This is a genomic window from Clostridium aciditolerans (genome assembly GCF_016316925.1).
GTDB classification, from domain to species: domain Bacteria; phylum Bacillota; class Clostridia; order Clostridiales; family Clostridiaceae; genus Clostridium_AM; species Clostridium_AM aciditolerans.
Window position 1 is genome coordinate 38,289 of record NZ_JAEEGB010000010.1, and the last position, 19,647, is coordinate 57,935.

At 31.0% G+C, this 19,647-nt stretch carries 18 protein-coding genes; 5 read left to right on the forward strand and 13 right to left on the reverse strand.

What is annotated here, in order from left to right; translation table 11 throughout:
- Window positions 1-76 precede the first annotated feature (76 nt).
- Window positions 77-595: a Gx transporter family protein gene (locus I6U51_RS09865; RefSeq protein WP_211142485.1), complete on the forward strand. Its 519-nt coding sequence runs from the start codon at window positions 77-79 to the stop codon at window positions 593-595.
- 411 nt (window positions 596-1,006) lie between these two features.
- On the forward strand, window positions 1,007-1,867 hold the full coding sequence (locus I6U51_RS09870; RefSeq protein WP_211142486.1) for an ABC transporter ATP-binding protein: 861 nt from the start codon (window positions 1,007-1,009) through the stop codon (window positions 1,865-1,867).
- Between the two features lie 262 nt (window positions 1,868-2,129).
- On the opposite strand, the gene I6U51_RS09875 is transcribed toward I6U51_RS09870, so the two are convergent.
- From I6U51_RS09875 to I6U51_RS09910, 8 genes are all read right to left on the reverse strand, one after another.
- Window positions 2,130-3,380, reverse strand: coding sequence for a cation:proton antiporter domain-containing protein (locus I6U51_RS09875; RefSeq protein ID WP_211142583.1), 1,251 nt, complete (start codon window positions 3,378-3,380; stop codon window positions 2,130-2,132).
- A 385-nt stretch (window positions 3,381-3,765) separates the two neighbouring features.
- Window positions 3,766-4,662, reverse strand: coding sequence for an RnfABCDGE type electron transport complex subunit B (gene rnfB, locus I6U51_RS09880; protein WP_211142487.1), 897 nt, complete (start codon window positions 4,660-4,662; stop codon window positions 3,766-3,768).
- 18 nt (window positions 4,663-4,680) lie between these two features.
- Window positions 4,681-5,262 carry an electron transport complex protein RnfA gene (locus I6U51_RS09885; protein WP_211142488.1) on the reverse strand — a complete coding sequence of 194 codons (582 nt, stop codon included), beginning with the start codon at window positions 5,260-5,262 and terminating at the stop codon, window positions 4,681-4,683.
- Entirely contained in the window at window positions 5,262-5,885 is a 624-nt protein-coding gene (gene rsxE, locus I6U51_RS09890) for an electron transport complex subunit RsxE (RefSeq protein ID WP_211142489.1), read from the reverse strand. Before rsxE ends, I6U51_RS09885 begins: the two co-directional genes overlap by 1 nt.
- A 2-nt stretch (window positions 5,886-5,887) precedes the next feature.
- Window positions 5,888-6,451, reverse strand: coding sequence for an RnfABCDGE type electron transport complex subunit G (locus I6U51_RS09895; RefSeq protein ID WP_211142490.1), 564 nt, complete (start codon window positions 6,449-6,451; stop codon window positions 5,888-5,890).
- A gap of 6 nt (window positions 6,452-6,457) precedes the next feature.
- Window positions 6,458-7,495 carry an RnfABCDGE type electron transport complex subunit D gene (locus I6U51_RS09900; protein ID WP_211142491.1) on the reverse strand — a complete coding sequence of 346 codons (1,038 nt, stop codon included), beginning with the start codon at window positions 7,493-7,495 and terminating at the stop codon, window positions 6,458-6,460.
- Window positions 7,496-7,508: 13 nt separating this feature from the next.
- Window positions 7,509-8,828 carry an electron transport complex subunit RsxC gene (gene rsxC, locus I6U51_RS09905; protein WP_211142492.1) on the reverse strand — a complete coding sequence of 440 codons (1,320 nt, stop codon included), beginning with the start codon at window positions 8,826-8,828 and terminating at the stop codon, window positions 7,509-7,511.
- 71 nt (window positions 8,829-8,899) lie between these two features.
- Window positions 8,900-9,316 carry a SoxR reducing system RseC family protein gene (locus I6U51_RS09910; RefSeq protein WP_211142493.1) on the reverse strand — a complete coding sequence of 139 codons (417 nt, stop codon included), beginning with the start codon at window positions 9,314-9,316 and terminating at the stop codon, window positions 8,900-8,902.
- A 1,591-nt stretch (window positions 9,317-10,907) separates the two neighbouring features.
- Between I6U51_RS09910 and I6U51_RS09915 the strand changes: the two genes are divergently transcribed.
- Window positions 10,908-13,043: a sodium-translocating pyrophosphatase gene (locus I6U51_RS09915; protein ID WP_211142494.1), complete on the forward strand. Its 2,136-nt coding sequence runs from the start codon at window positions 10,908-10,910 to the stop codon at window positions 13,041-13,043.
- Window positions 13,044-13,114: 71 nt separating this feature from the next.
- Here the strand turns inward: I6U51_RS09915 and I6U51_RS09920 are convergent, their stop codons facing one another.
- Entirely contained in the window at window positions 13,115-14,266 is a 1,152-nt protein-coding gene (locus I6U51_RS09920) for a D-alanyl-D-alanine carboxypeptidase family protein (protein WP_211142495.1), read from the reverse strand.
- Window positions 14,267-14,512: 246 nt separating this feature from the next.
- On the opposite strand from I6U51_RS09920, the gene I6U51_RS09925 reads away from it, so the two are divergent.
- Window positions 14,513-15,052 (forward strand): DUF2953 domain-containing protein, encoded by a 540-nt coding sequence (locus I6U51_RS09925; RefSeq protein ID WP_211142496.1) that lies wholly within the window; start codon window positions 14,513-14,515, stop codon window positions 15,050-15,052.
- Window positions 15,053-15,070: 18 nt separating this feature from the next.
- Window positions 15,071-15,505: a GerW family sporulation protein gene (gene ytfJ, locus I6U51_RS09930; protein ID WP_211142497.1), complete on the forward strand. Its 435-nt coding sequence runs from the start codon at window positions 15,071-15,073 to the stop codon at window positions 15,503-15,505.
- A 133-nt stretch (window positions 15,506-15,638) separates the two neighbouring features.
- Here ytfJ and scpB read toward each other — a convergent pair whose 3' ends face one another.
- The 4 genes from scpB to I6U51_RS09950 all read right to left on the reverse strand — a co-directional run bounded on the left by scpB (window position 15,639) and on the right by I6U51_RS09950 (window position 19,559).
- A complete protein-coding gene (gene scpB / locus I6U51_RS09935) occupies window positions 15,639-16,232 on the reverse strand; it encodes an SMC-Scp complex subunit ScpB (protein ID WP_211142498.1) in 594 nt (197 codons plus the stop codon).
- The gene (locus tag I6U51_RS09940) at window positions 16,222-16,980 is read right to left on the reverse strand and encodes a segregation/condensation protein A (RefSeq protein ID WP_211142499.1); all 759 of its coding nucleotides are present in this window, start codon (window positions 16,978-16,980) and stop codon (window positions 16,222-16,224) included. Before I6U51_RS09940 ends, scpB begins: the two co-directional genes overlap by 11 nt.
- Window positions 16,971-18,152, reverse strand: coding sequence for a CCA tRNA nucleotidyltransferase (locus I6U51_RS09945; RefSeq protein ID WP_211142500.1), 1,182 nt, complete (start codon window positions 18,150-18,152; stop codon window positions 16,971-16,973). Before I6U51_RS09945 ends, I6U51_RS09940 begins: the two co-directional genes overlap by 10 nt.
- Before the next feature lie 210 nt (window positions 18,153-18,362).
- Window positions 18,363-19,559 carry a D-alanyl-D-alanine carboxypeptidase family protein gene (locus I6U51_RS09950; protein WP_211142501.1) on the reverse strand — a complete coding sequence of 399 codons (1,197 nt, stop codon included), beginning with the start codon at window positions 19,557-19,559 and terminating at the stop codon, window positions 18,363-18,365.
- Window positions 19,560-19,647: the final 88 nt, after the last annotated feature.

A 19,647-nucleotide genomic window follows, 5' to 3' on the forward strand; every position in this document is an offset into this window, starting at 1 on the left:
TTTAATGATTGTAAGTTACAAATCTAGGAATTGCCTAACAAATTAAAAATTTTTATTAAAGAATTAAGGTGTAAACATGAATAAAACAAAAAGAATGGTATTTTTAAGCTTTTTAGTGAGTATTGCTCTTGTAATCTATATAATCGAAGCTCAAATACCTGTTTTATTTCCAGGTATAAAATTTGGGCTTGCTAATATGATATCACTTGCAGCACTTATATTATTAGGATGGAAAGAAGCTCTGTTAATAATGATTTTAAGAACAACTTTAGGTTCTATATTTGGAGGGACTATGCCATCCTTTATGTTCAGTCTGGCAGGAGGATTTTTAAGTAATATCGTAATGATTATCCTCTATAAAAATTTTAAAAATTCTATGAGCATATGGACAATAAGTATATGTGGCGCTGTATTTCATAATATAGGCCAGCTATTTGTAGCCTCAATTATCGTACAGAACTTTAGTATATATGTATATTTACCAGTGCTTCTAGTGTCAGCAGTACTTACCGGATACTTTATAGGACTTTGCACTAAATTTTTGACCACTCACTTAACTAAAATCTCTATTTTTAAAGAATTTCAGCAACAATAAATATATTACTTTAATTTAAAAATAACTTTGATTAATTTCAAGGTTATTTTTTATGTCCAATTAAATATAATTCTAAATTTTTGACTAATATTTAACTAATAAATCTTTGTAAAAATAAAAAACTAGATATTATTGAATAATATCTAGTTTTTTATAACTTTTTATTTAAAATAAAAACCTTTTACAATAAATGGAACTTATTCATAAAATACCGTATATATCCAGCTTTTAAGTCAATAAAATGTTGAAAAAGGAAAAACGATTTTTATATAACTGCAGCAATATTCATGGAAATTTGCTAGAGTTTTCTGATAATTCATGTTAAAATAATAACAATAGAATTGTTAAATTTATACCAATGTTATAGATATCTTATTGTAAAAATAATATTATCATAAGGAAGTGTATATTATGTCAGAGTTTAAAGTTTTATCAAAGGAAACCATTACTGTGAACATTAAACCTGGTGAATCTTTATTGATTATAAACAAAAAGAAAAAACTCTCTCCTAATAGCAGAATTACCTTTGAAGGTGAAAACATCATAGATATAGCAACAAAACACGCTAAAAGAGTAGATAACTCTTTTATGTCTTTGATCAAGGTCTATTTAACCTCTCTTAATCCTATAAGAACTATAGGAAAACAGTGCCCTGAGGCTATTTCTAATTATACTGGATTGTCTATTCTAGAATCGGAGGTTAAATTAAAGGAAGCCTTAAATAAATTGTCTTGTCCCGATATCGATACCTTAATGAAAAAATTTCCTTTTAAATTAGAAGCCTATGAAAAACAGAGACTAATGTTTGCACTAGCCTTCTTAATCAAACCAAAACTTATAATTTTGGATGATACAGTTTTTAAAATGGAACCTAAAATAAAATCCTATATATTAAAAGAGCTGGGCAAACTTAGAAAAGAAAATAAGACTAGTCTAATATTTATATCAAAGAAACTTGATATTGTTAATGAAGGTATAGATATTATTGCAATTATGTATAAGGGTACTGTAGTTGAATTTGCAAAAAAAGACTTAATTCTAACAGACCCTATTCATCCTTATACAAAACATCTTCTAAACCATAAGAGTACTTTAGATTTTACAGAAGAACAACCAGAAATTGTTGACTATGTAACAAACATTGTTACTACACCTAGAAACGACTGTTCTTTCTGCCTAAATTGTAAGAAAGCATCTTACGACTGCGTATATATGCCACCAAGAATAAAAACCATAGGCAGAGAAAGACAGGTAATTTGTAATGACGCTTAAAGGTAACTAATTCAAAAGTTTATCTATATAGGAAAAACAACTATAAAGTTAATTTATACCATAAACTAATTTGGTAATTTTTACGGAAAAAGATAAAGAATAAACAGTTGAAAATTGACAGTGGACAATGGACAGTTATGGATAGTTTTCTGACGTAAGGAAGAAAACTATCCTTCACTGTCAACTGTCAATTCTCAACTAAAAATATTACCAATAAATTTTAATCTATAAGTTAACCTTGGATTTAGAAACCCTATAGAGCCTATTTTTCTTTCTTGTAATCATCAATATCAAGCTTTAGCACTTTTGCAAAGTACTTAGCTGTACTTGCTTGAACACCAATAGTAATAATTATAGCCATAGATGTTACTGCTGATATTATATCTGCATGTTGCACTTTCATTGATATAATCATTCCCGCTAGAGCTGCAGGTATAACACCTGTTTCTCTTGTCCACATAAGATAAGCTATTTCTCTAAAGTTCCAAGATGCTTTTCTATCAAGTATGACAGAGAAGAACACAGATACTGGTCTTGCCACAAATATGAAGCCAATTACTATAATTAAAGCTCCTCCAAAGTATTTAGATAGAATATCAAAGTTCATTTGGATACCTAGTAGTACGAATATCATTATTCTTAATATAGAAATAAGTACTTCTTTAAATTTCAAGTGTAAATCATAGGATTCTTCTTCTATAGCTGAAAGTTTACATGTTTCTTTATTTCCACAAACCATACCAATTATAAAAACTGCCATAAATCCACTGAATCCAAAACGGACTGCAGTAAAGTAAGCTAAAAGCACTGCAACTACAGCAATTTCTCCTGCATATCCCTTTAATAAACCAAATTTACTTTCAGATACTAGTAATGTTGCTATGTATCCAATAATGCCTCCAACTAGTACACCCCCACCAGCTTCTTTTAACAAGTCAATGATGCTGTGACCTAGCGAGAAAGAACCTCCAGAAACTATGCCTATAATCGCAAAGGTTATTATTGCTCCAGCCGCATCATTAAATGCTGATTCTGATATAATTGTTTGCTTAAGCTTAGGGTTTATATTCATATTCTTAAATAATGGTACAAGCACTGATGGATCAGTAGACGCAATAACAGATCCTAAAAGTAAAGCATACATAAAATCAATATGAAGTACCTTATAAGCAAAAAATCCTGTTATAAAAGTTGATATTAGTACACCTACAGTAGACAACATTCCTACTGACAACTTAACTTCATTTAATACTTTAAGACTAATTTCTCTACCACCATCATACAGTATATATGATGCTCCAAACACTAATATAAGTTGATTAGCCACAGGATATTGATCAAAATTTACTAAATTTAAAACAGAGGGTCCAACTATTATACCTGCCAATATAAAAAACACTACATCTGGCATATGTACCTTCTTCCCTATTTTAGCAAATATAACACCTGAAAATATAATTAAAGCTAGCAACTTCATTAAATTTTCCGTAATTAATACCACATTTCCTTCCACTATATCACACTCCATTGCAGTTATCATTCCTATGAGTTGTCATCATATTCGCTATAACCTAACTTTACATAAATGTTTATCTTTCATCCAGTTTAGTTTAATTTTAGCATTACTACTGCCTGTTTAAAATACATTATATCATAGCACCTTCTCTTTTGTAACCATAGATTAAAGGCATAAAGAGTAATATATGCTGGTATATAGTTAATAACTATATATCAATTCTTCTACAGATATTATTAACATATATTTAGTTTTCTAGAATAAAAAAAATTTACTAATACACAAACTCATAATTGCAAATTTGCGTATTAGTAAATAATACATGTAATAATATTTAATATATTTCTAATATATCTTTCTCTTTTACTATTTAATACTTAAATTATTTGTCACACTTGTTACATTCACCACAGCTATCGCAGCCTGAAGAATTCGCTGCAACTTCCTGCTTACTTGCTATTATAGCTGCTGCTCCTACTCTTTCTTGTATAGCTTTTGTCGGACACTTAGCTATACATGTAGGCTCAGTACACTTCTCATAGCATATATGAGAATCAACTACTGCTAAATTATTTTCGATTTTGATTGCACCATGTGGACAGTTTTTGCCGCATATTCCACATCCTAAACAAGATACTGTACAAACCTTACGAGCCTGTGCTCCCTTATCTTTTGAGTTACAGTTTATATTTACATGTGCTCCAGCAGGCACCATATCTATAACTTTTTTAGGACAAATAGTTTCACATTTTCCACAACCTGTACACTTATTTAAGTTAACTATTGGTAGACCATTTTCTCCCATTGATAGAGCATCAAATGGACATGCTTTTGCACAGTTTCCAAACCCAAGACATCCATATTGACATCCCTTTTGTCCGCCTTGCATTAAACTTGCTGCAAAGCAATCTTGTATACCTTCGTAGTTATATACTTTAGCTGCTTTATCTACTGATCCTGCACATTTTACATGAGCAACTCTTGGCTCCATTTCTGGAGCAGACTTACCTGTTAACTCTCCTACTATTTTCGCTATTCGCGCTTTACCAGGAGCACAAAGGTTAGGAGGTACATCTGGATTTAAAACCACCGCTTCAGCATAAGCCAAACAACCAGCATACCCACAGGCACCACATTGTCCCTTTGGAAGAGCATCTTCAACTATATGAATAAGTGGATTTACCTCAACGGCAAACTTTTTATTAGCATATGCTAAAACTAAACCAAATACTAAACCCACAAGAGTCATTACTATTAAAACCATTATCGCAGTATTCATTTATTCCTCAGCTCCTTTCTACAAACTGATCATTCCGGAAAAACCAAGGAAGGATAAAGCTAGCATTCCTGCTAAGATAAATGCAATGCCAAGACCCTCTAGTGGTTTAGGTACATCCGCTAATCTTAATTTTTCTCTTAAACTTGCCATAAGAATAATTGCTAGGGCAAAACCCATACCTGATCCAATCGCATGAACCACACTCTTACCAAAGGAGAAACCTGAATCAGCATTTAAAAGAGGTACTCCAAGTACAACACAGTTTGTAGCAATTAATAGTAGGTATATACCCCACATATTATATAGCGCAGGCGCTTGCTTTTTAATAATCATTTCAAGCAGCTGAACGAAACTTGCAATTAGAAGTACAAATACACACGTTGTTAAGAATGTCAATTTATATGGAACCAATACAAAATGATGCACTAACCATGCTAAGGCTGAACTCATAGTCATAACGGAGGTAACAGCCATACCCATACCAACGGAAGCATTAAGATTTTTAGAAACACCAAAGAATATACATAATCCTAAGAATCTAGTTAAAACGAAGTTATTTACAACTACCGCACTTATAAACAACATTAAATATTCTCTCATTATGCTTCACCCCTTTCAGCTGCAAGTTTAGCTTGACGCTCTAAAAGCATTTTGAAACCAGCAACTAAATAACCAATTAGTATAAACGCTCCTGCTGGTAGTATCATTATAAGTGCAGGATTATACCATGATCCAAGCACTTGGAAACCAAATATAGATCCAGCTCCAAATAATTCACGAATTATACCTATTACTGTCATAGCAAGCGCAAAACCGCATCCCATTCCTAAACCATCGAAGAATGAAGGAACTACTGGGTTCTTTGATGCAAACACTTCTGCACGAGCAAGAATTATAGCAAAAACAACTATTAATGCTAAATATATACCTAATTCTTTGTAAGCTGCTGGAAAGTACGCTTGTAATAACAACTGTACTAATGTAACTATAGTTGCTATTGATGTAATATACACCGGTACACGAACTTTAGGATTTACAACCTTTCTAGTTATGGATACTACGGTATTATTAAGAGTTATAACAAACATAACTGATAAACCCATTGTTAAAGCATTTTTTGCCGTACTAGTTGTTGCAAGTGCAGGACAAAGACTAAGAGCTAGGACAAAAATGGGATTTTCAACAATTATGCCCTTTTTAAATATATTCCATAATTCTTTCATTCTTATTTACCTCCTGCATACTTAGTAACTTCTTCTACGGCTTCCTTAACACCCTTAGTTACTGCTCTTGAAGAGATTGTAGCTCCGGTCATAGCCTGGATATTTTTCTTGTTTGAAGGATCTTTTGTAACCTCTAGATCTTCAGCACCTTTGTTTTTAAACATACCTCTAAAAGAATCCTTTTGAGCATTGTCTCCAAGTCCTGGAGTTTCATTATGAGCTAGTATAGTAAAATCAATTACTTTTCCTTCTGGAGTAACAGCTACAAGCATTTTTATTGGTCCACCGAAACCTTTGCTTTCTGAAGGCACTACATAAGCAATAGTTTTTCCGCCCTTTTGTGCTTCAAACCATTCTTTCTTACCTTCTATTTCCTTAAATTTATCCGCATCTTTAACTAACCCTTGCATTGATTTATTTTTCATCTCAACGGCTTTTTTCTCTGCAACTGGATTGGTAACAAAGTAAGTTCCAGCAATTATTGCTCCTGATATAAAACAAGCTGCAGTTAAATTCATAGCTATTTGAAAAATACTATAGTGCTTTTCTGTATGTTCTGCTGACATTTCCAACTACCTCCTTGCTCCAAATTTAACTGGTTGACAGAAACGATCAATTAATGGTGTAAGAGTATTCATTAATAGTATTGAATAACAAACACCTTCTGGGTAACCGCCTGTCAATCTAATTAATGTAGTAAGCGCTCCGGCACCTACAGCAAATACAATCTGACCTTTTACTGTAATTGGAATGGTAACCATATCTGTCGCCATAAAGAACGCTCCTATGATTAGTCCTCCAGCCATCATATGGAATATTGGATCTCCTGTAAACATACCAGCTGGTCCAAATACCCAAGTTAAAATTCCTACTGTACCGATCATAAAAACAGGTACGTGCCAGTTTATATATTTCTTATAAATTAAGTAAGCTCCTCCTAGAATAAGTAATATAGTAGAAGTTTCTCCTATACTACCATTACGAGTACCAATAAATAATGCCTTGTACATGTTTGGTGTACCACCAAAAGTTTCAACAAGTTTTTGATAACCTTGTAATTTTAAAATCCCTAAAGGTGTTGCTGATGATACTGTATCAACAGCAGTATGCATCTTTGTCCATGTTGTCATAGCTACTGGGTAGGAAACCATTATCGCAGCTCTCCCTATATGAGCTGGATTAAATATGTTATAACCTAATCCACCCATTGAATGTTTAGCTACAACGATTGCAATAAATGATCCAAAAATTGTCATATACCAAGGTAATGCTGGTGGTAAACACATAGCCATTAATAAACCAGTTAAACATGCACTTCCGTCGCTTATAGTTATAGGCTTGTTTCTAAATTTTTGTACCATGTATTCAAAAGCCACCGCAGATAGAATTCCTATTAATAATGTTTTTAATGCTGGAATACCAAAATTATATATTCCAAACAGAGCTGCTGGAGCTGCTGCCAAGTTAACCTTCCACATTATATTTGATACTGACTCTTCTGAGCGAATATGTGGTGAACATGAAACGGTGAAAAGATTTCCTTTTGTTTCAGCTTCTTTTTCTTTTAATTTTGTATCTAAATTCTTATCTTTTATTACTTCAGCACTCATTAATATTCACCTCCTATTTTTTTGCAGCCTTTGCTGCATTTTGAGCTTTACTATATCTGATGTACTGTACAATATTACGTTTAGCTGGACATCCGTAAACACAGCTTCCACATTCTACACAATCTAAAAGATTAAACTCTTCTTTAGCTTCTTCAAATAATCCACGTTCACCTAGAATACTAAGCATACTTGGATTTAATCCCATAGGGCATGCATCTAAGCAGCGTCCGCAGCGAATACATGCTGACTCTTTTCCTGAATTAACATCTTCTTTACTTAATGCAAGTATTCCTGATGATCCTTTAATTATAGATACATTTGTGTTAGATTGAGCGAATCCCATCATAGGACCACCACTAATTATTTTTTCTGGTGTTTTTGAAAATCCACCACAATATTCAATAGCATCTTGGAATGTTGTTCCTACTCTCAGTAAAAGATTCTTAGGTTCCTTTATAGCTCCACCACTAATTGTAGTTACTCTTTCAATTACTGGTATACCTTTACAGACAGCATCAGCTATAGCTATAACTGTACCTACGTTTTGAACAACTACTCCCACATCCATAGGTAGTCCACCAGAAGGTACCTCTTTACCTGCTAAAACTGCTATAAGCATTTTTTCAGCACCTTGTGGATACTTAGTTGGTAATCCTACAACTTCTATTTCAGTGCCTTCAAAAGCTTTTGTCATTACACTTATAGCATCTGGTTTATTATTTTCAATACCTACATATCCTTTAGTAACTCCAAGTATTTTCATTGTTATTTTAACACCTGTAACTATACGCTCTGCATATTCAAGCATAGCTCTATGGTCTGCAGTTAAATAAGGTTCACATTCTGCTGCATTTAAAATGAAAGTATCAATTTTCTTACCTTCTGGTGGTGCTAGCTTAACATGAGTCGGGAAAGTGGCTCCACCCATTCCAACTATACCTGCATCTCTAATTATGCTGCGTAATTCATCATTGCTTAAAGTTTGCCAATCACGGTCAACAGGAAGTCCTTCAATCCATTCATCTTGTCCATCATTTTCAATAACTACTGACAAGCATTTGCCAAATACACTATGTGGGTAATCAGCTACATCTATAACCTTGCCCGATATTGATGCATGTATATTACTTGATACAAAAGCATCACTTTTAGCAATTATTTGTCCCTTTTTAATCATATCTCCTTTATTAACTATTGGTGCACAAGGTGCCCCTATGTGTTGTCTTACAGGAATTATAACTTTATTTGGCAGAGGCGCTACTTCGATCGCTTTGCTTGATGTATAGCTCTTACGATCATTTGGGTGCACTCCTCCACGAAAACTTTTTGCCATTTTTTCAACACCTCACTCAATATTTTTAAGATATTTATAAGAAAGCATAAAACTTAGCAATGCTTTAACAACTAAGACAATATACGTGTAATAATAGGTATCATTTTTTTATCACTTCGCGTAGACTTATCAAAAATCTTTACATAAATAACAGATAAAATAAATGCTACTATTCCACCACCAATTTGAAACATCCTAATAGATTGTCCCGCCTTTTCTCCTAACCATGTACCAGCAATGGCACCTAAGAAAATTGCAATAAGAGGCATAATATATACAATAAATGCTGCTTTTAGCATATTTGTCTCTTTTATCTCAAAAGAAACTCGTTGTCCAGGTTTAGCTCCAAGCGGATTTTGTACATCTAAGACTGTAGCATTATCTCCTGGGCATGCACCACAGTTTTTGCAATCACCATGTCTATTCGATTTCACCTTAGCCATGTCTCCAGAAACTTCTATTACTACACCCTCATTTTCTCTGGTCATACTTCTCCCCCCTTCCAAAATCACTAAAACCTACTAACAAAATACTATAGCTGATAGAGTATGAATTAATCTTTAGCAATTAATATGCCAAATATACAAATTATTATATTTTAAGCTAAAGCTTAGTTGATTAAAAATATGATATATTCTACTTTTTGAGAAAATTTCAAATATAACTTAGCATAAATAAAACTACTTATTAATTCTTCTATAATATATTTATTACAATAAGGGCTATAAAAACTATTCTCAAAGTGATAAATCGTTATCGATTTGATAATATTTTATCAAGCCACTTATATAGCGCATTTTATTTTTAAATTCAATGAACTATAATTATCACCTTGATAAAAATTCACTTTTAGCTTATACTAATTTACTATTTTTTCTAGAATTTAAGATAAGATGGATCATATTTGATTAAATTATTAACAATGAATAACTTTAGATAACATAAATGTAATTGTACTTTTAATATTAGTAAATTAATTTATTTTGTCGATTTTTCTAATCGTAGCATAGAGATTTATGCTGTACTAATATTACTATATGAACTGTGTTAGTATGTTTATGTTTATATTTTAAAAGCTGTTATATTTTATAGTGAAATCATTTACAGAAAACAATGTTAAGATCTACTTAACTTATAGTATATTCTGTTTGTTTTGTTCTTTGCAAACTTTTGATGATTTTCTTTCATTTAAACGCATAAATTTATTGATACAAACTTTTGTATCAAATTAACCCTTTCCACTGTAATTATACATGTTAAAAATTTAATTACAATAGTATTTATAATCCTTTAATGAAAATTTTTAAAAAAATTTCATAAATAATTAATATATTTTATGAAATTATTAACATGCACTTATGATAAATTAACATAATTTGTCACGATACATTTTCAGAATAATCTAACTTTAGAATTTTATTTAATAATTTTCTCATATTTTTCTAAATCGGCAATTAAATTTTAGCTATTTTTCTTATTTATTCATTATATCTTCTATATAAATTGAATAATTAAACAACTTAAAGTTTCATATAGCAGTAAGTTCATATTTTTACATTTTTTTCATGAGAAAATATGGAGTTAATTTTCATTTTTCTTTGTTATTTTTAAAACTATTTTTTAAAGATGTAACTTTTTAATTTGACATGATATGTATATTGTGTATAAACTTTAACAATATGTACTTTTTTGAATTTTTCTTCTATCTTTCCTTCACTTTTCTACCAATTCACTGAATGTAGATTTACGGTACTCTCTAATTTAGTAGGTGTTGTTATAGATTTCTTTGAAAACTTTTTCATAATCAAAATTCATAATATTATATTGTTGTATCATAAACTTTATAACCGTTGTATCATTTCTATAGATAAACAAAATTTATTTTTACAAACCAATAATTTGAAATGTGTTATACAATAATATATTTAAGTTTATTTTTTTCTACAACTATTGAATTTTACCATAATTTGTTATATGCTAATATTAAGATAGAAGTCTTTTTGCAAAATTCTTGCTTTTAAGTTTTGGCTCAACTTTATCAAATCCTTGATTAAGTACTATTAAAAAGGAGTTGACCTTATGAGCACTTACTTAATTATTATTTTCACCTCATTGCTTTTAGCTCTATTTTCCATTCTTTTTCTTATTAAATTTATATTCACACAAGAAAAGGGTTCAGAACAAATGCAAAATATATCAAATGCCATAAAAGAAGGCGCTATGGCTTTTATGAGAAGACAATATAAAACAATTTTTTGTTTGGCGCTCGTAACTGTTGTTTTAATTGTAGTTGCAAATTATTTTGGTAACTTGTCAAAAGGCTATGATATTGCCATCAAACAGGCTTCTCGTATTGGAATTGCTTTCATAACTGGTGCCTTATGTTCTGGTATATCTGGATATATAGGTATGTATATGGCAGTAAATTCAAATATCCGTGCTGCAGCAGGTGCAAAAAAAGGATTAAACTCGGCTTTAACCATAGCTCTTAGAGGTGGTGCTGTTACTGGTCTTGCCGTTACATCTCTTTCTCTTTTAGGTGTAGCTATACTATTCTTAATATTTGGTGGTATATCAGGAAATGATACTTTAATAAAAGAAGCTCCTTCTCTTTTAGTTGGATTTGGTTTTGGAGCTTCATTTGTAGCTCTCTTTGCCCAACTAGGTGGAGGTATTTATACCAAAGCAGCAGATGTTGGAGCAGATTTAGTTGGAAAAGTTGAGGCTGGAATACCTGAAGATGATCCAAGAAATCCTGCCGTTATTGCGGATTTGGTTGGTGATAATGTAGGAGATTGTGCTGGTAGAGGTGCTGATCTATTTGAATCAACAGCAGCCGAAAACATAGGTGCAATGATTCTTGGTGTAGCACTGTATCCTGTATTTGGTTGGAAGGGAATTCTATTCCCTTTAGTAACAGGAGCGGTAGGAATAGTATCCTCAATAGTCGGCTTATTCTTTGTAAAAGCTGACAAAGATACGGACAATCCTATGTCTGCATTATATAAAGGATATTTAATTACAACAATTTTAAACTTAATATTTTTATTTTTGATCGTAAAATCTATGTTTTCTGGTGTTTTGCCAGATGGAAGCCGTATAAACTATTTATACCTTTATTTCTGTGCTTTTACTGGAATAGTTCTTAGCTATATGTTTGTATTAATTACTGACTACTATACATCGTATAAATATAGACCTGTAAAATCAATTGCAGAATCTTCTAAAACAGGTGCGGCAACTAATATAATTACTGGAGTGTCTGTAGGTATGGAGTCAACAGCTCTTCCTGTTTTATTTGTTTCAATTGCTATTTTTACCGCTTATAAACTTGGTGAAGCTGCACTTGTTGGAGTATCTAATGGAGGTCTTTATGGTATTGCTATAGCTACTATTGGTATGCTTTCAACTTGTGCTTATATACTTGCTATGGATACTTTTGGTCCTATCACTGATAACGCTGGTGGTATAGTGGAAATGTCTGGTGCTCCTGATGAGGTTAGATTAATAACTGATAAACTTGATGCCTGCGGTAATACAACTAAGGCATTAACAAAAGGCTATGCTATCGGTTCTGCTGCTCTGGCTACCTTCCTTTTATTCTTTGCATATTTGGAGCAGGTAAAAACAATTCTAGGAAAGCCTTTAGATTCATGGTTTACAGTAGATATTGGAAAAACAGAAGTATTTATTGGAGCATTTTTAGGCGCCATGGTAGTATATCTTTTTGCCTCTACAGCTATACGTTCCGTTGGAAAAGCTGCTCAGTATGTTATTTTAGAGGTTAGAAGACAGCTCAAAGAAATACCTGGCATATTAGAAGGTAAATCAAAGCCTGACTATGCTACTTGTGTTGATATTGTTACTAAAGGTGCTTTAAAAGAAATGATATTACCTGGAATTATCCCGATTGCGGCACCAATCATCGTCGGATTAACTTTAGGTAAGGAAGCTGCTGCCGGATTTTTAATGATATGTACAATATCCGGTGTTGTTATGGCCCTCTTCTTAAATAACGGAGGCGGTGCCTGGGATAACGCAAAAAAATTTATTGAATTAGGAAACTTAGGCGGCAAAAAATCTGAAACTCACAAAGGAGCAGTAGTGGGAGATACTGTAGGAGATCCATTTAAAGATACTGCCGGACCTTCTCTTCACGTTTTAATAAAACTTATAAGTACTTTAACATTAGTTTTAGTATCCTTATTTAGGTAAAGTAGTTTAAACGGATGATCTTTATGATTATCCGTTTTTATTTTAAAATAATTAATTATTATAAGTAGGCTTTACTTTATTATTTTTTTAATCCACTTAGGAAGTTGCTTTACTTTAAAAGTATCAGATGATTGAAGAGAATTACTATATATTAATTCCCCATCAGCATAAACGCAAACTTTTCCTATTTTATCTCCTTTATTTATTGTGTAGTCTATTTTTTCAGGCTTCATAATCTTTACCGTATATTCAGCCCCATTTTTCACAGGAATCACCACATCATCCTCAAACTGCAATTTTATATTTCCTCTCTTCAAAGCAATTTCTCCTGCACTATCTCCTTTTATGAACATCTTTTTAAATTCATAATTCTTATTTACGTAATCAAATATTTTTATGCTTTCCTTCCATCTTTCTGTGCAGTTCAATACTACAACTATTACATCATTTCCTTGTATATTTGCTGAAGAAACTAAACACTTTCCAGCCTTTCCTGTATACCCTGTTTTTACACCAGTAGCCTCAGGCATTTGCCATAATATTTTATTTATATTATGATAGCTTCTTGTAAACCCCAGTGTTTTTCCATCTACATCTTTTGAACTTACTATTTCATTAAATAATTTGTTTTCTTTTGCTTTTGCTGTAACCACAGCTAAGTCGTATGCTGTGGAGTAATGTTCATCTTTATCTAATCCATGTGGAGTCTCAAAATGTGTATTTACAACCCCTATTTCTACAGCATACTCATTCATAAGCTTTGCAAACTCCTCTACACTTCCACTTATTCCTTCTGCTATTGCAACAGCTGCGTCATTTCCTGATCTTAACATTAATCCATATATTAATTCCTTTGTAGATATTTGCTCGCCTTTTCTAAGCCCCACTACTGACCCTCTCATTGAAGATGCCTTCGAAGATACTTCTATTTTTCTATCTAAATCACCATATTTCAAAGCAACTAATGCAGTCATTATTTTGGTTGTACTTGCCATAGGCACTAATTCATAAGCATTTTTTTCATAAAGCACAACTTTTGATTTACTATCTAGAGCTATAGCACATCTTGCACTCATAGTAATGCCCTTATTTGTACTATTCTTAGTGTTTGGATTACTTATTTCCAAAGCTTCCACCCTATTGGAAACAAATAAAGATAAAGTAAAAATAAATAAAAGCAATGAACATAGATATCTATGTCTTTCTCTCACTTTTTTATGCATAAGTTTTCCTCCTTTTAGTGGTCACACTGGGTAACCTTGCTTGTTTCCACTAGCAAAATTACCCGTTAAAGTCCATTTAGGACTTTAACCTCCCTTACTATTAAGGTTTAATGTTCTAAAAATTAATATCTACATTATATTTTTTCTTTAATTCATTAAATTAATCTTTAAATTTATTCCATTTGGTTATATAAATTCCCCATATGGATATAATTATTATTGTATACATAACTGGAGGAGTTTTTAATGCATATTCTATATATTGGAATTTTAATTTTGCTTTTAATTCTCTTAATTCCAATTCCTATTAAATTTAAAATTAAATATAGCGAAAAAGAGTTAAGATTTATTCTTTATAATATAGATATTACTAATAAGATGAATTATTTAAAGAATAAAACTAAACTTGATATTAAATATAAAGAAGACCGTATTCCTATTTTTTCCAATACACTAAAAGTATCATTAAATTCATTAAAAGCTATAAAATTTAAGCCAAGTCTAAAGATTAAAATAAATGTAGACTATGGTCTGGATGATGCTGCACAAACTGCATTAGCTTTTGGATTAATCTCTACATTTATTTCAATATTATTAAAGGCATCTAGTTTTTTCATACACATAAAAGATGAAAAAGTAAATATAAAACCTGAGTTTAACAAATTAATCCTAATATTAGAAATAGATAGTATAATTTTTATTAATTTGGCTAAAGTTATTTATATATCCGCCATAATTTATCGCAACCTTCGTAATAGAGAAAAAATTAATCTTGCTAACACATAAATAAAGGAGGAATTAAATATGGAAGGTCATCCTATAGAAAATTTACTAAAAAGTACTATGGAAAACCTTAAAGACATGATAGACGTCAACACAATAGTCGGAGATGCAGTTGAATCAAAAGACGGTTCCTTAATCATACCTATATCAAGAGTTTCATTTGGTTTTGTATCTGGTGGAAGCGAATATGACTGCAAAAATACTGGTGGTACAGGTTCTGATTACCCTTTTGGTGGTGGGTCTGGTGCTGGAGTCACAGTAAAACCTATAGCATTCCTTGTGATAAAAGGTGACTCTATAAGGCTTCTATCTTTAGATCAACAAAATACTTATGATAAACTAGTAGACTCTATTCCTCAAATAATGGACCTTTTTAAGAATATGTGCCATAGTGATAAGAAGTCTAAAAATAAAGAGCAGTGCTCTCATGAACCTACCCAATCTACTACTAGTTAATATGTAGATTTTCTTATCTGTAAATATAATTGTAAGAAAAGATTAACCCGATGTCCTAAAAACATCGGGTTAAATTTTACGAATTTTAAATTAAGCATCTTAAAAAATAACAATTCAAAAATGCCTTATATATTTAATCATTTAATTCCTCTCTGTCTATCGCAACCTCCTCTATAAAGCTGTCAAGACCAGGCATTTGGCCAATATTTTCAAGATCAAAATACTTTAAAAATTCTTCTGTTGTTCCATACAATATAGGTCTTCCTATAACATCTAATCTTCCACATTCCTTAATTAATCCTTTTTCTATAAGAGTAGATATAGCTCGGTCACTTTTTACTCCTCTTATCTCATCTATATCAACCCTAGTTATAGGCTGTTTATATGCCACGATGGCTAAGGTTTCTAATGCTGCTTGAGATAATCCCTGTCTTGAATTAATTCCCAAAAGCTTTTCAATATATACACTGTTGTCAGCCTTTGTAGCAAGACTATAACTTTCATTATTATTTATAATCTTTATCCCTCGACTTTCGCATTCATATAATTTTCCCATTTCCTTTAGTAGTTGTTTTGTAAAATCTAAACTACATTCTATAATAGATGCTATTTGCTTTATATCCAGAGGCTCACCTGAAACAAATAACAATGATTCTATTATGGAAAAATAAATATTCTTTGTTGAAACTTCTTCTAGTTCTAATTGATTAATATTCTTATTCTTCATGTTCCTCTACCCTCTCTACATATATCTCTCTAAAATTCCGCTCTTGTATTACAGTTACATACCTTAATTTCATAAGCTCCAAAAGAGCTAAGAAGGTTACAACTACTTCTATTTTTGAAGAACATTTTACTGCAATACTGGAAAATGGTATTCTTACACCTGTTTCAATGTTTTTTCTTAAATACTCCATTTTATCTTCAATCTTAAATTTGTCTATCGGAATCTCTTTATTTATAACATTTGTAGTATTTATTTTGTTTCTATAAACTGTTATAAGCCTATTATATATTTCATATAGGCTAAGCATCGTAACCCCTTTAAGGAGTTCTTGATGAGACTGCGGTTTCTTCTTTTCTTCTATAATTTCAGGTTTTTTTCCAAACATTCTTCCTAGTCCTAATTCCCTGTCTTTAAGCAATTTAGCAGCAGCCTTAAACTTTCTATATTGAAGTAGTTTGTCCACTAATTCTTTTCTAGGATCCTGAGCATCTAAATCTTCAGCACTTTCTTCAATTTTAGGCTTAGGTAACAGCATTTTTGATTTTATTTCAATAAGAGTAGCCGCTATAATTATAAATTCCGAAGTTATTTCAAGATCCATCTCTTCCATGGTATGTATATACCCTAGGTATTGCTTAGTAATTTCATGTATCTTTATATCATATATGTCCATCTTACTCTTTTTAATAAGATGTAGAAGTAAGTCAAAAGGCCCTTCAAAATTTTCAATTTTTATATTTAAAGACATTTAATTATCTCTCCCAAATTATCCACTAAATATTTTTTATCATCTTTTATACCTGTATTCAACTTTAATTTCATTATAAATTTCAAAATCCTTCCTATGTTTTTACCTTCATTTATGCCAAGTTTACTTAAATGTTCCCCATTTATATGTAACTTTACTTCTTTTAATTTGTAAACATAATTAATAATTTTGTATTTTAATTCTGTATTCCAACATAAAATCATCAAAGCATATAAATCTATATTTTTTAATACACTACATATCTCATAATTATCCATAGCTTTCATTAGCAAGTCAACTATTTTGTCTTTGTTATAATAATAATATTTAATTGACTTCTTTAAATCTTTATCTAAGAATGAATTGTTAATAAAAATATCTATATACTTTTCATCTCTTAATGAGTAAAATATATTTAAAGTTCTTAAATTTATATCCTCATAGCTTCCTAAGCAATTTTCTATTCCTAAAAAATGTGTTTCTAATTTTAATACTCCTAATTCATTACATAGAGCCAAATTTTCTATCCAATTATCCTCTCCACACATTAAAAATAATTCCTTTATTATTCTGTCAGAGCTAATAGTATTAATATCACCTTTATTTATACTTCTAATTATCTCATTTTTGTCCTGCAGTTCTAGACCATATCTTACGCTATATTTAATTGCTCTAAATATCCTTGTTGGGTCCTCAGCATAGCTATTGCTGTGAATTTTTTTAAGTTTTCTATTTCTTAAGTCTAAAAGCCCGTTAAATAAATCAATAATCTCATTATTAATTATATCATAAGCTAAAGAGTTAATAGTAAAATCCCTTCTAAATAAGTCGTCCTCAATGCAAGAGGGCTCTACTATAGGAAGTGATCCATTTTTTTCATAAGTCTCTTTTCTGCATCTTATTAAGTCTATTACTATACCATTATTAAATTCAATTGTGGACGTTTGGAATTGAGAGTGATACTCATATTTTTTTACAAAGGATAAATTATCTATAACAATTTTAGGATCTTTATTTATACATATATCTATATCTTTAGTACTCTTTCCTAAAATACTATCCCTCACTGCTCCACCTACTATATAGGCTTTAATATTACAGCTTTTACATAAATCTTTTATTATATTTATAACATCTATCTGATCTTTATTATAGCTATTGAGAATATCCATTTTAACTCCCTCTATAATCTTTTATTTTATTCTTTTATATAAAGTCTTTAACAAACTGAAGCTTTGGAAATATACTCCGGGGTGTAAGTCAATTTTCGGCCTTGAAACCCTATATATATTATACAATGCAATTCATTATAAATTCTATAATGAAAAGTGAACAATGTATAATGAACTTTTAGTTCACTTTTCATCGTTCACTTCTTAATTTTAAATACCTTTATCTAAAATTTTTGTAAAATTATTTTTTAAATTTTCAAAAACACCTGCTTTTTTAACATCTCTATCGCTATAGATTTTTGTCTTTCCAACTAATTCACCATTCACATATACTTCACAATGTCCAACTACTTCATTTGCTTTATATGCTTTTCTATTTGTATCCACAATACACTTTTTAGTTACTTTACTATCTTTACCTTTTTCCACTATTATGTTTAAATCTTCTTTTGCTTTGGCTATGAAGAATCTATCTCCTTGTTTATTTAAAGTAATTTTTTCTACATCTGCACCCTTGGATAAAAGCTTTTTACACTCAAATTTTGAAAAGCCATAATTTAAAAGCATGCTAGCGTCTTTATTTCTTACTTTAAATGTTGGAGAACCCATAACAACTGAAAGCATTCTCACTCCGTCTCTTGTAGCAGTTGCTGATATACAGTACTTAGCCTCATCAGTAAAACCAGTTTTTAATCCGTCACATCCCTTAAAAAATCTTACTAATTTATTATGATTCACTAATCCTATTGGGCTTTTTCTTCCTTCGGATATTGTCTCCATATATGTTCCTGTGTATTTCAGTATAGCTGGATGTTTTAGAAGTTCTTTGGACATAATTGCTATGTCATAAGCTGTAGTTACATGGCCAGCTGCACTTAATCCTGTACAGTTCTTAAATGAGGTATTTTTCATGCCAAGTTGACTTGCTTTTTCATTCATAAGCTTAACAAAAGCATCTTCGCTTCCTGCTAAATATTCTGCCATAGCTACTGCTGCATCATTACCAGAAGCTATTCCAATACCTTTAATTAGGTCCTCTACACTTCTAACTTCACCGGTATCCAATAGCATAGAACTTCCACCCATTTTTTTAGAATTTTCACTCACTGTAACTTTATCACTCATCTTGACTCTTCCAGAGTCTACTGCCTCCATTGCTAAAAGCATAGTCATTATTTTAGTTACAGATGCAGGTGGCAATTTTTCATTAGAATTTTTTTCAAATAATATTTTACCACTTGTTGGTTCCATCAATAATGCAGATCTTGCATCTACATTTAGTCCAGCTTCTGTTACATTAGTTTCTTCTTTTTTGTTTGGTTCCGCTTTAACAATTGTTGAAAAAATACCTATAACAAAAAATAGAATTAATAGTAAACTTACTAAGGCTTTATTTCTCTTTTTCATTTCAATTTCCTCCTTCCTTCAATTCTATTTTTTCCCGAAATTAATAATATTATCACCAAAATATTTAAAATAGACGTGAAATAACAAA